The sequence below is a fragment of the Methylobacterium brachythecii genome (genome assembly GCF_014196345.1).
GTDB lineage: Bacteria > Pseudomonadota > Alphaproteobacteria > Rhizobiales > Beijerinckiaceae > Methylobacterium > Methylobacterium brachythecii.
This window is the reverse complement of sequence record NZ_JACIDN010000005.1, coordinates 186427-199386: the sequence shown is the minus strand read 5'-3', so window position 1 is coordinate 199386 and position 12960 is coordinate 186427. Positions and strand designations below refer to the sequence as shown.

Below are 12960 nucleotides of genomic sequence, written 5' to 3'. Positions count from 1 at the left end.
GCGGATGATGTTTTGCGATTCCGTCCGGTTTTGCCGATCAAACGGCGGAGCTGTCGCTGCGCGCGTGCTCGCGCCAGAGCAGCACGAGCCGTTCGAGTTCCGCGATGCTTCCGGGATCGAGTTGGCCGAGCGTTCGACTGACGTAGCTCGTCTGCACCGCGAGACCCTGCCGCGCTAAGTTCGCCCCTTCGCTGGTGAGGTGAAGCGCGTGAGAGCGCCGATCGCCCACGATCGCGCGTCGCTCGACCAAACCCGCTTCGACGAGGCGGTCGATCAAACCCGAAACGTTCCCCTTTGTGACGTAGAGTCGGCTGGCGAGGTCCTGCTGGGTCAGGCCTTCCTGCTCGGTGAGCGTCGAGAGCACGTCGAATTGCGGGATCGACAGGCCGAGGGCGCGTAATTCCGAGGCAACGGCCGCCGTCACTCGTCGATTGAGCCGAATGAAGCGGAACCAGACCCGCATGGGGTCCGTCGCCGATGTCTCGGCGGGATGATGGGTTGAAGTTGGCTCACTCGGCATGATGTCAGGCTTGTAGCAGAGCCGTCTCAGGCGTGGCAGTCGCAACCCTCTCACTGGCGTGACATAGCACCGCCCTGTAGCTTGCTCAGGAGTTCCGACAGCCTTCGGATTCAGAGCCGCCCCTGCTCCATGCGCCGACAGCCTATCAAGGATCCCGTCACCCGCGCCGGCGGCTATGCGCGAAGCGTGGCGTTCTTCGCAGCCTTGGTGAGCGCCATTGCGCTCCTGATGGTGCGCAGCCAGCGCGCCGAGCCAGGCCCAGCGCTCGCCGTCCTCGGCAGTGGCGTCGTGCTGGCGGGGCTGGCCTTGGTCTTTGCCGGGTTCGCCTTCGTGCGCGGCTGGCGAGAGGGTGCGCGTGGCATCGGAGCCGCCATCCTCGGCGTGTTCATCGCTGCCCTGGTGCTGGCCTATCCTGCCTATGCCGCCCTGCGTGGCTTGCGCTTGCCTGCGATCACGGACGTCTCCACCGATCTCGAACAGCCTCCGGCCTTCTCCCGCTCGCGGGCGGCCTTCGCGGCGCGCGATGGGCGCTACCCGCCCGACCCTGGCGCGCAGGCACGCGAGGCCCAACGCGCCGCCTACTCGCAGATCGCGCCGCTGACGCTCGACGTCGATCCCGACGAGGCCTTCGAATTGGCCCGCAAGGCGGCCGTGAACCGCAAGTGGCAGATCGTCGAGGCGATCCGTCCGGGCGGCCGCGTGGGCACCGGCCGGATCGAGGCGATCGCGCGCAGCCGCGTCCTCAACCTGCCCGCCGACATCACGGTGCGTGTGCGGCCGCGGGCCGACGGCGCGCGCATCGACGTGCGCTCGGCGACCCGTCTCGGCGCGCGCGACCTCGGCGACAATGCCGACCGCATCCGCGCCTATCTCGACGAAGTCGCCAACCTCGCCATCGCTCTGAAATAACGGATGCTTCGCCGCCCTATTGGCTGGGCGCGGTGAGGATCAACGGCCCGTTTCGGGTAGCGACGACGGTGTGCTCGTACTGGACCGTGAGGGCCTGCGGCTTGCTGTAGAGGGTCCAAGGGTCGTCGCCATCCTCGGCGAAGATGGCGCCCAGCGACAGGAAGGGCTCGACGGTGAAGACCAGCCCGTCTTCCATGATCCGGCGCTCGGAGGCGTCGGGCCAGGTTGCGATTTCTGTCGGCTGTTCGTGAAGCGACAGGCCGACGCCGTGGCTCGCAAGGTTGCGCACCAGCGTGTAGCCGTTCTTCTTGGCGAAGCTGCCCACGGCCTTGCCGATGCCGGCCAACGGCTTGCCGGCGCCGACCTCACGTAGGCCCGCCCACATCGCCCGGCGCCCGTCCTTGCAGAGCCGTTCGACCTTGCGCGTCACGGGCGGCACGGCGAAAGACGCGCCGGTATCGGAGAAATAGCCGTCCTTCTCCGCCGACACGTCGATGTTGACGAGGTCCCCCGGCTGGATCCGGCGATCGCCCGGAATGCCGTGGGCCACCTCCTCGTTGACGCTGATGCAGGTCGCGCCGGGAAAGCCGTAGACCAACTCCGGGGCCGGCCGCGCACCGGCCGCCTCCATGACCGTTCGCCCGATCTCGTCGAGTTCGCGCGTGGTCATGCCCGGCTCGAGGGCGTTGCCCATCACCGTCAGCGTATCGGCCACGATCCGCCCGATCAGCTTCAGCGCCGTCAGCTCGTCGTCACTCGATACCGTCATGCGTTTTCCCTTCGAGAGGACACGGCTTCAAGCCGGTTCGAACACGCCGTCGAGGCGGGGAGGTCCGTCACTGCGTATGAGGCCCCGCGCAACCATGTCCTCCAGATGGGCGAAGACCGAGAGCGCGGCTGCGCCGCGCAGGGCCGGATTGAGCCCCTGGTAGACGGCGAGCACGATCGTGCCGACGTCGCCGTCCCCGGCGGCGATGCGCGCGCGGATCGCTGCCTCCCGTTGCCGGCGATGGCCGGCGAGGCCGCGGACGAAGCGACGCGGATCTCGCACCGGGCCGCCATGGCCCGGCCAGAAGAGCGTTTCGGGCCGGTCGCGCAGCTTGTCGAGGGAGCTCATATAGGCCCGCATCGAACCGTCGGGCGGCGCCACCACCGTCGTCGACCACGCCATGACGTGGTCGCCAGAAAACAGGGCGTTCTCCTCGGCCAGGGCAAAAGCCAGATGGTTCATGGTGTGGCCCGGCGTAGCCAGCGCCGTCAGCGTCCAGCCCTCCCCCGAGACCGTGTCGCCCTCGGCGAGTTCGCGGTCCGGCCGGTGCTCACGGTCGGCGCTGGCATCGAGATGCGGAAATTCCCCCTCCGCCAGTTCGCGGGCGGCGCGATGCGGGCCGCATCCGACGATCGGCGCGCCGGTCAGCGCTTGGAGGCGACGCGCACCCGGCGAGTGGTCGCGATGGGTATGCGTGACGACGATGGCCGAGATCGTCTCGCCTTCCGAGGCGGCCACCAGCGCGGCGATGTGGTCCGCATCGTCCGGGCCCGGATCGATGATCGCGACCTCACCCCGCCCGACGATGTAGCTGCAGGTTCCGCTCGCGGTGAACGGACCGCCATTGGCGCAGATCCGGCGCCGGACCAATGGCGTCAGCCGTTCGAGCGTGCCGGCGGCCGGAAGGGCCGGATCAAAAGCCGGTTCCGGCGTCGCAGCGCCGGATGTGTCGGTCGTCGCCATGTCTGCCGTGGAGGTTGGAGGCGGGTCGCCGGCCGCCTACGACACACCGGGGCGAACCACAAATCGGGTCGCCCGCCGCGCCTTGCGCTCAGTATACGAACGGCGACGGAACCAGCACCCGAACGGGCGCGAAGCCCGGCGTTTTCAGGGCCGGCTCGCCCATGCCGTCGCCTTCGGCCGATCCGACGCGGAGGCCGGCAGCCGTCGCGTCCGCGACGCGGATCCGGTCATTTGCGGCGGATACGGTCCGCATCGATCGCCGGAACTCCCGCTGCGCGGCATCGCGCTGCAGGGCGCCGACGCGCTGCTCCACGAACCGTCGCCCCGCGCGGCTCAGCTGTCGCGTGCTGCGATAGTCCTCGACCTCGACCTCGCCCTTCGACAGGCGCGTCACCACGGCGGCGCTCGTTCTGGTGGCGACGACGTCGCCCGGCCGAATGGTCGGATCGTGCTCGATCGAGAGAGGAGCCGCAGTGCTCCCGGGAGTCCGGCAATTGCAGCTCTCGACGCGCTTCGTCTTGTAAACGTTCGCCCAGGCCGCCGCGAGATAGGGCTGTCCCGTCAGGCTAACGCTCTGGTCGAGCTCGGTCTTGCCCCAGGGCAGCGTGTAGAGCGTGGTCGGCGCGTCTGGGCAGGCGGCGGCGCAGGCGGCCTGTTGCGTTGGCACTTCGTGCTGCGAATGGCGCGCGCCGAGCGGGAACATGTAACCGTCGCATGTGCGCACGCAGACGCTCAGCGGCCCCGCGGCGGAGACTGGGCCGGCCAAGGCGGTCCTGGTGCTGCGGCGACGCTGCGGGCGCCTCGACCATCCATCCGCACCGGCGAGGGAGACGGGGCGCGGCGTATAGTGCCGTATCCGTGTCTCCGTGACGCGGCGCGCATCCGGCAGCGAGGAATAGCGGTGGGGAACCCGTCGAACCTCGGGCGCCGGGTAGACGACGACCGGGCGTTGAGGCGCGCCGAATAATTGTCCGAAGAAGTCGAACACGCCGCCCCGGTCGGAGGCCTGCACGAGGCCCGCTCCCGACGTGACGCCGCCGAAGCCGAGGACGAGACCGGCGAGGGCCATCCCGACAACGCGTCGGCGTCCCATGCGCACCGACCCCTGGGCAGCCGGGGCGGCTTCCCGTCGACGCTTGCCGAATTCCATTTGGACAGGACTCCTGCGCCGTCAGAGCATTTGATCGTCGGCCAGGGCGCCGCCGCCAAGGCGTGCTCCGCCGGCTACGGCAGCGCTCGAAGGCTTAGTCGAGCGACCGCCGTAACGGCAATTGCGGTCGAGAACGGATGCGGTGAACAACTCCGGTTTCGCCGGCGCGTGGGCCGGTGGAAGACTGCGCAGTTGTATGAGCCGGTCGAGTGTCTGGCGGATCGCGCGCATTCGCCGCCTACAATGCGGCTGTCGGAGCTGGATACTCCAAGGCTCGAAAAGAAAACGCCGCTGGTTTCCCAACGGCGTCGAACGGTCACGAGATCGTCCGTGGGCGGCTCAGCGTGCCCCGCGCGAGCGTCCCGAACGGACCCTGACCGGAACGGGTTTGAGCTGCGGCTGCGGACCGAGCACCTCGATCAGACGCCCCAACTCCTCGGCGACGGCCCCAAGCCAGCGGCCGATGCCCAAGGGACGCTTGGCAGAGACTGATCTCGCTTGGTTCATCACGGCTCCCACGACCTGTCTTCCGAGAGATGGTGACGAACCCGGCTCCACGCCAGTCGGTTCCAGCGGGCGACGCGATTAGCCTGCCGTCCAGACGGGGCGGATGACCGCAGGAGCAGCCGGAGCCGTCCCGGGAGGCGGAGCCGGGCTCGGCATGTTCGACTTGGCGCAGCCGTCGAAACACCGCGTTGGAATGCGAAAAACAATCGTTCTCGGTTGGAGGCGCGAGAGGAACCGCCGGTTGAACCTTGACGTTATTTCCTTCGAGAGGACGCGGCCCGTGCCGCGCCAACTATTCGAGAAGGAACCAGCACATGCTCGGTTGGGCCGTAACATTCCTCGTGGTCGCCCTGGTCGCCGCCCTGCTTGGGTTCGGCGGTATCGCCGGCACGGCCATGGAAGCCGCCAAGCTCGTCTTCTTTGTCGCGATCGTCTTGTTCGCGATCTCTGCCGTCATCGGCCTGATGCGCGGTCGCTCGCCGACACTCTAGGTCGCATCGCGCTAGGTCGCATCGCGTTCACGACTGCCGGGACCTCTCTTTCGAGGGGTCCCGTTTTCAGGGCTGGTCTGCAGTCACGGCCGAATCTTCGTCGAGTTTCGCGATGAGATCGCTGAAGCGGCTCGGGATCGGTTGCTGGACGATGGATTGGTACATGGTGCGCAGGTTTGCGCCGATGCGCCTATGGGCCTGCTTCCCGAGGGGGCGGCCCGAATTCGAGATCTGCGTGGCCGACGGCATAGCTCCATCGTGGAGCCTTCCGGCCTCGTCGTCTTCCGTCATCCGGTAGCATCCCCTGGGCGTCGCTGCAGCGACGTCGGCCGCGATTGTTTTACGGCTAGACTTGAGTCATGGCTCGTGCGGAAACGCGTCGAGGCAATGCGAGTTCCGCCGTAGCGCGGAACGGAGCGCGGCGGATTGCGTTAGGGCGGAAGCAACACGAAGAGCGGCGAAGGCTCAGGGGAACTCATGTCGACAGCACAACTCGTCGTGCAGCATCTGCCGTATCTGCGCCGCTACGCCCGCGCGCTCACCGGCAGCCAAGTGGCCGGCGATGCCTACGTGGCTGCAACGCTCGAAACGCTGGTCAACGAACCGGAGACGCTGGGCCGCAGCACCAACGTCAAGGCGGATCTGTTTCGGGTGTTCACCCGCATTTGGAATTCGCTCTCGGTCAACGGCAGCAGCGAGCAGGTCCAGCACGACCTTCCCGCCGAGATCCGCCTCGGCCAGATCACGCCGCTACCGCGGCAGGCGTTCCTGCTCTCCTGCCTGGAAGGCTTCTCCGAGGAAGACGCGGCGATCATCCTCGACGTCGACGTGACCGAGGTGCGCGAGCTGGTCGACGAGGCTGGCCGTGAGCTCGCCGCGGACATGGCAACTGACATCCTCATCATCGAGGACGAGCCGCTGATCGCGATGGACCTGGAGGCGCTCGTCGAGGGTCTCGGACACAACGTCATCGGCGTCGCCCGGACCCGCAGCGAAGCCGTAAAGCTCGCCTCCGACGGCAAGCGACCCGGTCTGATCCTCGCCGACATCCAACTTGCCGACGGCTCCTCGGGGCTCGACGCGGTCAACGACCTCCTGAAGACCTTCGAGGTGCCGGTGATCTTCATCACTGCCTATCCCGAGCGCTTCCTCACCGGTGAGCGCCCCGAGCCGGCCTTCCTGATCGCCAAGCCGTTCCAGCCCGCCAATGTGTCGGCGGTGATCAGCCAGGCCCTGTTCTTCCAGCAGAGCGCACGGCGCCGCGAAGCGAAATCGGCATAGACGTTCCGACGTTTCACTGTCTGCCCAAACGAAAGCCCCCCGGTGGATGCTCCCCCGGGGGGCTTTCGTTTGAGGTGGATGTCGCCTCGGCACACGAAAAAACGGGCCGGACAATGTCCAGCCCGTCGATGAGGTTCCGGCCGATGCACAAGGGGAATGCGGGGAGGACCAGGTGGCCGGGTGATGACTCAACGGCAGCGGACGGGGCTGGTTCCTCGCCGACGGCGCATCGCGAGATTTTTTTTGAGAAGCGGCGCATTTTTGCAACGCGCAGAGTGGGGATAACTGCCTCCAGAGAACCTTCCGGGTTCAAGTCGAAACGGTCCGAAAACGAAAGCTTAACGGAAACGTAACAGTCGAGGAACCGAGGCGACGCAACGGAGTTGTACGGACAACCTGTCAAGCTCTCTTTTTGGAGTGCATCGCGATGCTCCGGTCTGGTTTCCTTCTCGGCGTTGGTGGACCGGCAGTGATCCTCACGCTTCTCGTGCTTCCTTCGGTGCGCGCCAGCGCTGACAGATTGGTCGTCCCCCAGGCGGTCGAAGCAGCTTCCCGCCTCGCGACGTCCCTTCCGGGCGCGCGGCCGGCTTCGCTGTCGATCAGCCCTATTCACTCCGAGACGGCCTCCAACGTGTCGCAGGCGCGGCCCGCAGCGCGCACCAATCCGGCAGGCGTCGGCCAGAGCGCCAGCGAGCGGGACATGTTGCCGAAGCCCCGCCGCATGACGCGCGAGGGCTGCGAGACGCCGCTCAGCTCGCTCGTCGGCCCCGAGGCGCGCCGCATGGTGCCCGGCCGCTGCATGGTCTGATCGTCGAGATCAGCCTGCGGAGCTGATCTTCTCCACATCGACCGTCGGACCGGCAGGCGACATACGCTCGTGCATGACGAGCCTGTCGCCTTCAGCGAAGATGCCCAACGGCACGTCGCGATCCGGCAGTACGACCGTGGTTGTCTTGTTGACGTGAACGAGGACGTTCCGCTTCAGCGGCAGCGAGGCTGCGGCCCAGCGCCGCAACTGGCCGTAATAGGGCTCACGCTTCCACCCGTTCGGCTGGCCGGGATCGACCTGTACGTTCATGAAGCGGGTGACCGGATCGAGCGTCAGCACCATCTTGGCGCGGTCCGGCTTCCATTCCGGGCCGAGCCAGCTCTCGGTCATCCAGAGACAATGGAAGTTGCGGCAATGGTCGGGCCGCGTCGCGTGGATGCCGCAGCCTTTGCCGGCCCTGGTATGGCGGCACCATTGACCGGCCACGCTCTCCACGGCCGGTACGTCGTAGACCTTGCAGCACAGAGTACAGGCGCCGCAGGCGCGCCCGGTGGCGGGCGTGGCAACGATGGTGGCGGGATCGAGCATCGCGTGCGGTGTTTTGGCGAAGGGCGGATGCTCGGGTTACTGACCGCGCATCGGGCCGTTAGTGTGGCGGTCCCCATCTTTGCCGACGAGACCGCCAGCCATGCTCTCGAACATCGCCGCTCGGGACGTCGAGACGCTCATCCATCCCTACACCAACCTCGCGACCTTCCGGGAAACCGGGCCGCTGGTGCTGGAGCGCGGCCACGGAGTCTGGGTCTACGATACGGATGGGCGGCCCTATCTCGAAGGCATGGCCGGCCTGTGGTGCACGGCCCTCGGCTATTCGAACGAAGAGCTGGTCGAGGCCGCCACCGAGCAGATGGCGCGCCTGCCCTTCACGCATCTCTTCTCTGGCCGCAGCCATGATCCGGCGATCGAGCTGGCCGAGACGCTCAAGGAACTGATGCCGGTCCCGACCTCCAAGATCTTCTTCACCTCGTCGGGATCGGAGGCGAACGATACCCAGGTGAAGCTCATCTGGTACATGAACAACGCGCTCGGACGCCCTCGTAAGAAAAAGATTCTTTCTCATCGCAAGGGCTATCACGGGGTCACGGTGGCCACCGCTTCGCTGACCGGATTGCCCGCCAATCATGCCGACTGGGACCTGCCGCTCCCCGGCTTTTTGCATGTCGCATGCCCCCATCACTACCGCGGCGCGGAGCCCGGCGAGAGCGAGGCGGCGTTCTCGCAGCGGCTCGCCGACGCGCTCGAAGCGCAGATCCTCGCCGAGGACCCCGACACCGTCGCGGCCTTCTTCGCCGAGCCGGTGATGGGCGCGGGCGGCGCGATCCTGCCGCCCGCCGGGTATTTCGAGGCGATCCAGACGGTGCTCGACCGCTACGACATCCGGCTCGTCGCGGACGAGATCATCTGCGGCTTCGGGCGCACCGGAAACTGGTTCGGCAGCCAGTCACTCGGCATGCGGCCGAGCACGATCTCCTTCGCCAAGGCCGTGACCTCGGGCTACCTGCCGCTCGGCGGCATCTCGGTCGACGAGCCGCTCTACAGGGCGATGCTCGACGAGAGCGCCAAGCTCGGCGGCTTCGGCCACGGCACGACCTATTCCGGGCACCCGGTCGCCTGCGCCGTCGCCAACAAGACCCTCGCGATCTATCGCCGCGACCGCATCATCGAGCGTGCCGCGGAGAAAGCGCCGCACTTCCAGGCGCGCCTGACCACCCTCGCCGAGCACCCGCTGATCGGCGAGGCGCGCGGCATCGGCCTGATCGGCGGCATCGAGATCGTCGCCGACAAGGTCTCCAAGCGGCAATACGACCCGAAGGCCGGTGTTGCGGCACGTTGCGTCGCCTTCTGCCAGGCGGAGGGGCTGATCGTGCGATTCCTCGCCGGCGACCGCATCGCAGTCTGCCCGCCGCTCGTCATCGAGCTCGACGAGATCGACACCCTGTTCGAGCGCCTGACCCGCGCCCTCGACCGAACGGCCGGCTGGATTGCGCAGGAGGGACTGGAGGCGATGCCGGCGGCTTGATACTGCGCAGGAAACCGACGGCAGCCGCATCATCCATGACCGACGAACCGAACCTTCGCACCCTCATGCCGCTCCTGGAGCGGATTGCCACGGCCCTGGAGCGGGCCGCCCCGCCGGCCGTGCCGAAGACCGATACCACCGCAGCCGATGCCTTCCTGTGGGGGCCCGAGCGCCGGCTGATCCCGGTGCCGAAGGTCAACCGGGTCGAGATCGGCCTGCTCACGGGCATCGACCGGATGCGCGACATGCTCGTCGAGAACACCGAGCGTTTTGCCAAGGGGCTGCCGGCCAACAACGCCCTGCTCTGGGGCGCGCGCGGCATGGGCAAGTCCTCGCTCGTCAAGGCGGCCCAGGCCGAGATCAATGGGCGCCAGGCCGAGGGCGTGCTGCCGATGAAGCTCGTCGAGATTCATCGCGAAGACATCGAGGCGCTGCCCGACCTGATGGCGGTGCTGCGCCCCGATCCGCATCGCTGGCTTGTCTTCTGCGACGATCTCTCCTTCGATGCCGACGACACGTCCTACAAGTCGCTGAAGACGGCGCTCGACGGCGGCATCGAGGGGCGGCCGGACAACGTGCTGTTCTACGCCACCTCCAATCGCCGCCACCTGCTCGCCCGCGAAATGGTCGAGAACGAGCGCTCCACCGCGATCAATCCCGGCGAGGCCGTCGAGGAGAAGGTCTCGCTGTCGGACCGTTTCGGCCTCTGGCTCGGCTTCCACAAGTGCAGCCAGGACGAGTACCTCGCGATGATCCGCGGCTATGTCGAGCGCTACGGCCTCAAGGTCGAGCCCGATCGGCTGCGCGCCGAGGCGCTGGAATGGGCGACGACGCGCGGTTCGCGCTCCGGCCGCACGGCCTTCCAGTTCATCCAGGATCTCGCGGGACGGTTGGGACAGCGGCTGGAGAGCTGAGGCCGCGCCCTGCTGGCGAAACCGTCGCCTGCGTGTAATCTGACCGTCCGATACTGTACCGCTGCCCACCGGCGGCCGGTCACGGAAGGACGTGCGCGATGAGTTTGTTCGACAGCATCAAGGGATCGCTTGGCGGCGCGCTGGGATCGGCTGCGGCTGCGGCTCTGCCGGGCATCATCGAGCGGGTCTATCCGGGCGGCCTGCAGGGTGTGCTCAACCAGCTCTCGCAATCCGGCTACGGTAAGCAGGTGAATTCCTGGCTCGGCCGCGGCGAGAACCAGCCGATCACCACCGACGACCTGCGCAACGCGCTGAACGACTCCCACACCAGGGAGATCGCGGACAAGCTCGGCATCCCCTACGACCAAGTGCTGGAGACGCTGGCGAAGGTGCTGCCCCAGGCGGTCGACCAGCACAGCCCGAATGGGCAATTGCAGGCACCGGCGCCGGAAGGCGGCCACGCAGCCTGAACGGAGCGACCCACGAACGACAACGGCGGCCCCTCGGAGCCGCCGCATTCGTTTCGATCGCGAGAAAGATCAGTTGCTGGCGAGGTGCGGCATCGGGTCGACCGGGGTCGCGCCCTTGCGGATCTCGAAATGCAGCTGGGGCGAGGTCACGTTGCCGGTGGCGCCGGACTTCGCGATGGTCTGGCCGCGCTTGACCTTGTCGCCGGGCTTCACGTCGAGCTCGCCGTTATGGGCATAGGCCGAGACGTAGCCGTTCGAGTGGCGCACCAGGACGAGCTTGCCGTAGCCTTTCACCTCTGAGCCGGCATAGGCGACGGTGCCGTCTTCGGCTGCCTTGACCGGGGTGCCCTCGGGCACGGCAATGTTGATGCCCTCGTTGCCCGACGTGCCGTAGCCGTTTATGACACGGCCCTTGGCCGGCCAGCGGAATGACTCGTTGGTGTCGGCCTTCACCGAGGCGGTGGTCGTAGGCTCGGCGCTGGCGACCTTCGTGGCAGCCGGCTTCTCGGCGACGACCGGCGCTTCCTTGACGGCGGGCTTGGCCGCAGCCTGCTTGGTCTCCTTGGCGGAGGCCTTCGCGGCGGCTTCGGCAGCCTTGGCCTCGGCGACCTTCTTCGACGCTTCAGCCTTGGCGGCCTTGGCCTCGGCCTCGCGCTTGGCGTCGACCTTCTTGTCGGCCTTCGGGTCCGGCTTCGTCTCGGCCTTGGCGCTGTGCTTCGGCGCGCTCTTGGACTCGGCGGCCTTCTTCGCCTCGGCTGCCTTGCGGGCGTCGGCCTGCTTCTTGGCCTCCGCTTCTTTGCGAGCCTCGGCTTCGCGACGGGCCTCTGCGGCCTTGTCGAGCTTCTCGGCCTGCGGACCCTTGCCGAACACCATCTTCGGCTGCGGAGCGGCCGGCGAGACGCGGGGCGTCATGGCCTTGCCGGCGCTCGGGTTCATGCCGTCGACTGCGCCGCCAGCGCTCATGACGGGCTCGGCCGCGGCGACGCGGGGCGTCGGCAGTGGGCGAGCAGTCATCCTGCTGCCGGGAGCGGCGAGCTCCTGCGACTGGATGCGCGAGGTGCGGATGGCCGGGGCCGACGTCATGGACTCCCCGCCTTCGCCGAGGCTGCCGGTGGCGGCAGGTTCGCTCGACGAGAAGGGGTTGGTGAACGGGTCGCTGAGGCGCGACGCGTCCGAGGAGCAGGCGGCGGTGCCGCCGCCGATCATTCCGATGAGGGCAAGACGCGACAACGTCTTCCCTAGTCCCGCCCCACGCACTCGCATCGACGCACCCGCTTACAGACGCAACTTGATGACCTCATTCAAAAGGGATTCAGGTTAAACAACCGTTCCCGTTCACCAAGATTGGCCGGCATTCGCGAGAACGGGGAACCTTTCGCAATAGCGTCGATGCCGTCAGGGCACAGTGGTTCGAACTGCCGTCAGGGGCGGCAGGCGGCAGGTCATCTCGGTTCGTTTGGTGAAGCGGCCATCCGCCGCGCGGTCGACGACGGCGATGCGCGTCCCCTGCCCCGTAGCGACGGCGCCGACCAGCCGTCCGCCGGGCGCGAGTGCTCGGGTGAGGTGCGCGGGGATGTCGGCGCAGGCGCCGTTGACGAGAATGCGGTCGAACCCGCCCTCCCCGATCAAGCCGGCATCCAGGCCGTCGCCGGCCTCGATGGTGGTTCCGGCATGGTCGCTGCCTAGCCGGTCATGGGCTGCCCGGGCGAGCCCACCCTGGCGCTCGATGCTGCGCACCTGGCCGCTGCCGAGATAGACCAGGAGCGCCGTGACGTAGCCGGAGCCTGTGCCGATCTCGAGGACCCGGCCGCCGGCCGGCACGTTCAGCAGACCGAGCATGGCGGCGACCGTCGTCGGCGCCGTCATGCTCTGCCCGCAGGGGAGCGGCAGGGCGATGTCGCGCCGCGCATGGGCGAGCAGCGTCGGGGGGACGAACCACTCGCGCGGCACCAACTCCATGGCGCGCAGGACGGCGGTGTCGCGGGTGCCGCGCTCGCGCAGCAGCAGCACGAAGGCCGCATCGCCGATCGCAGAGGTGTCGTCCCCCTCCCCCGCGACGTGCATAACGACCACCTCATGAGTTGGGTTTGACGAACCCTGCCACGTCATTCCGGGGCCGCGAAGCGGAACCCGGAAT

At 67.7% G+C, this 12960-nt stretch carries 15 protein-coding genes; 7 read left to right on the top strand and 8 right to left on the bottom strand.

Going from position 1 to position 12960, the window contains the following annotated elements; all coding sequences use genetic code 11:
• Positions 1 to 37 precede the first annotated feature (37 nt).
• Positions 38 to 520 (bottom strand): MarR family winged helix-turn-helix transcriptional regulator, encoded by a 483-nt coding sequence (locus GGR33_RS14525; RefSeq protein WP_246413149.1) that lies wholly within the window; start codon positions 518 to 520, stop codon positions 38 to 40.
• A 129-nt stretch (positions 521 to 649) separates the two neighbouring features.
• Between GGR33_RS14525 and GGR33_RS14520 the strand changes: the two genes are divergently transcribed.
• Entirely contained in the window at positions 650 to 1429 is a 780-nt protein-coding gene (locus GGR33_RS14520) for a DUF1499 domain-containing protein (protein WP_183506402.1), read from the top strand.
• 16 nt (positions 1430 to 1445) lie between these two features.
• On the opposite strand, the gene map is transcribed toward GGR33_RS14520, so the two are convergent.
• From map to GGR33_RS14505, 3 genes are all read right to left on the bottom strand, one after another.
• On the bottom strand, positions 1446 to 2198 hold the full coding sequence (map, locus tag GGR33_RS14515) for a type I methionyl aminopeptidase (RefSeq protein WP_183506400.1): 753 nt from the start codon (positions 2196 to 2198) through the stop codon (positions 1446 to 1448).
• Between the two features lie 27 nt (positions 2199 to 2225).
• The gene (locus GGR33_RS14510) at positions 2226 to 3161 is read right to left on the bottom strand and encodes an MBL fold metallo-hydrolase (protein WP_183506398.1); all 936 of its coding nucleotides are present in this window, start codon (positions 3159 to 3161) and stop codon (positions 2226 to 2228) included.
• 88 nt (positions 3162 to 3249) lie between these two features.
• Complete coding sequence (locus GGR33_RS14505) at positions 3250 to 4254, bottom strand: DUF2865 domain-containing protein (protein ID WP_183506396.1); 1005 nt, start codon at positions 4252 to 4254, stop codon at positions 3250 to 3252.
• Between the two features lie 878 nt (positions 4255 to 5132).
• On the opposite strand from GGR33_RS14505, the gene GGR33_RS14500 reads away from it, so the two are divergent.
• Positions 5133 to 5309, top strand: coding sequence for a DUF1328 domain-containing protein (locus tag GGR33_RS14500; RefSeq protein WP_003599466.1), 177 nt, complete (start codon positions 5133 to 5135; stop codon positions 5307 to 5309).
• 66 nt (positions 5310 to 5375) lie between these two features.
• Here GGR33_RS14500 and GGR33_RS14495 read toward each other — a convergent pair whose 3' ends face one another.
• Positions 5376 to 5600, bottom strand: coding sequence for a NepR family anti-sigma factor (locus GGR33_RS14495; RefSeq protein WP_425488784.1), 225 nt, complete (start codon positions 5598 to 5600; stop codon positions 5376 to 5378).
• Between the two features lie 186 nt (positions 5601 to 5786).
• On the opposite strand from GGR33_RS14495, the gene GGR33_RS14490 reads away from it, so the two are divergent.
• Positions 5787 to 6590, top strand: coding sequence for a response regulator (locus GGR33_RS14490; protein WP_183506394.1), 804 nt, complete (start codon positions 5787 to 5789; stop codon positions 6588 to 6590).
• Between the two features lie 427 nt (positions 6591 to 7017).
• Positions 7018 to 7398 carry a hypothetical protein gene (locus GGR33_RS14485; RefSeq protein ID WP_183506393.1) on the top strand — a complete coding sequence of 127 codons (381 nt, stop codon included), beginning with the start codon at positions 7018 to 7020 and terminating at the stop codon, positions 7396 to 7398.
• A 9-nt stretch (positions 7399 to 7407) separates the two neighbouring features.
• Here GGR33_RS14485 and GGR33_RS14480 read toward each other — a convergent pair whose 3' ends face one another.
• Entirely contained in the window at positions 7408 to 7947 is a 540-nt protein-coding gene (locus GGR33_RS14480) for a hypothetical protein (RefSeq protein WP_183506391.1), read from the bottom strand.
• A gap of 100 nt (positions 7948 to 8047) precedes the next feature.
• Between GGR33_RS14480 and GGR33_RS14475 the strand changes: the two genes are divergently transcribed.
• The 3 genes from GGR33_RS14475 to GGR33_RS14465 all read left to right on the top strand — a co-directional run bounded on the left by GGR33_RS14475 (position 8048) and on the right by GGR33_RS14465 (position 10823).
• Complete coding sequence (locus GGR33_RS14475; RefSeq protein WP_183506389.1) at positions 8048 to 9439, top strand: aminotransferase; 1392 nt, start codon at positions 8048 to 8050, stop codon at positions 9437 to 9439.
• A 35-nt stretch (positions 9440 to 9474) separates the two neighbouring features.
• Complete coding sequence (locus GGR33_RS14470) at positions 9475 to 10353, top strand: ATP-binding protein (protein ID WP_183506387.1); 879 nt, start codon at positions 9475 to 9477, stop codon at positions 10351 to 10353.
• A gap of 98 nt (positions 10354 to 10451) precedes the next feature.
• Positions 10452 to 10823, top strand: coding sequence for a YidB family protein (locus GGR33_RS14465; protein WP_183506385.1), 372 nt, complete (start codon positions 10452 to 10454; stop codon positions 10821 to 10823).
• Positions 10824 to 10892: 69 nt separating this feature from the next.
• On the opposite strand, the gene GGR33_RS14460 is transcribed toward GGR33_RS14465, so the two are convergent.
• Both GGR33_RS14460 and GGR33_RS14455 read right to left on the bottom strand, forming a co-directional pair.
• The gene (locus GGR33_RS14460; protein ID WP_183506383.1) at positions 10893 to 12086 is read right to left on the bottom strand and encodes a M23 family metallopeptidase; all 1194 of its coding nucleotides are present in this window, start codon (positions 12084 to 12086) and stop codon (positions 10893 to 10895) included.
• Between the two features lie 132 nt (positions 12087 to 12218).
• Positions 12219 to 12887, bottom strand: a complete 669-nt coding sequence (locus tag GGR33_RS14455) for a protein-L-isoaspartate O-methyltransferase family protein (RefSeq protein ID WP_183506381.1) — start codon at positions 12885 to 12887, stop codon at positions 12219 to 12221.
• Positions 12888 to 12960 lie beyond the last annotated feature (73 nt).

Bases quoted from the DNA above. Each gene is read 5' to 3' on its own strand.
- GGR33_RS14520 (WP_183506402.1), top strand. From the start codon at position 650: ATGCGCCGACAGCCTATCAAGGATCCCGTCACCCGCGCCGGCGGCTAT.
- GGR33_RS14470 (WP_183506387.1), top strand. From the start codon at position 9,475: ATGACCGACGAACCGAACCTTCGCACCCTCATGCCGCTCCTGGAGCGG.
- GGR33_RS14510 (WP_183506398.1), bottom strand. From the start codon at position 3,161: ATGGCGACGACCGACACATCCGGCGCTGCGACGCCGGAACCGGCTTTT.
- GGR33_RS14455 (WP_183506381.1), bottom strand. From the start codon at position 12,887: ATGCACGTCGCGGGGGAGGGGGACGACACCTCTGCGATCGGCGATGCG.
- GGR33_RS14505 (WP_183506396.1), bottom strand. From the start codon at position 4,254: ATGGGACGCCGACGCGTTGTCGGGATGGCCCTCGCCGGTCTCGTCCTC.
- GGR33_RS14525 (WP_246413149.1), bottom strand. From the start codon at position 520: ATGCCGAGTGAGCCAACTTCAACCCATCATCCCGCCGAGACATCGGCG.
- GGR33_RS14460 (WP_183506383.1), bottom strand. From the start codon at position 12,086: ATGCGAGTGCGTGGGGCGGGACTAGGGAAGACGTTGTCGCGTCTTGCC.
- GGR33_RS14485 (WP_183506393.1), top strand. From the start codon at position 7,018: ATGCTCCGGTCTGGTTTCCTTCTCGGCGTTGGTGGACCGGCAGTGATC.
- GGR33_RS14465 (WP_183506385.1), top strand. From the start codon at position 10,452: ATGAGTTTGTTCGACAGCATCAAGGGATCGCTTGGCGGCGCGCTGGGA.
- GGR33_RS14500 (WP_003599466.1), top strand. From the start codon at position 5,133: ATGCTCGGTTGGGCCGTAACATTCCTCGTGGTCGCCCTGGTCGCCGCC.
- map (WP_183506400.1), bottom strand. From the start codon at position 2,198: ATGACGGTATCGAGTGACGACGAGCTGACGGCGCTGAAGCTGATCGGG.
- GGR33_RS14490 (WP_183506394.1), top strand. From the start codon at position 5,787: ATGTCGACAGCACAACTCGTCGTGCAGCATCTGCCGTATCTGCGCCGC.
- GGR33_RS14475 (WP_183506389.1), top strand. From the start codon at position 8,048: ATGCTCTCGAACATCGCCGCTCGGGACGTCGAGACGCTCATCCATCCC.
- GGR33_RS14495 (WP_425488784.1), bottom strand. From the start codon at position 5,600: ATGACGGAAGACGACGAGGCCGGAAGGCTCCACGATGGAGCTATGCCG.
- GGR33_RS14480 (WP_183506391.1), bottom strand. From the start codon at position 7,947: ATGCTCGATCCCGCCACCATCGTTGCCACGCCCGCCACCGGGCGCGCC.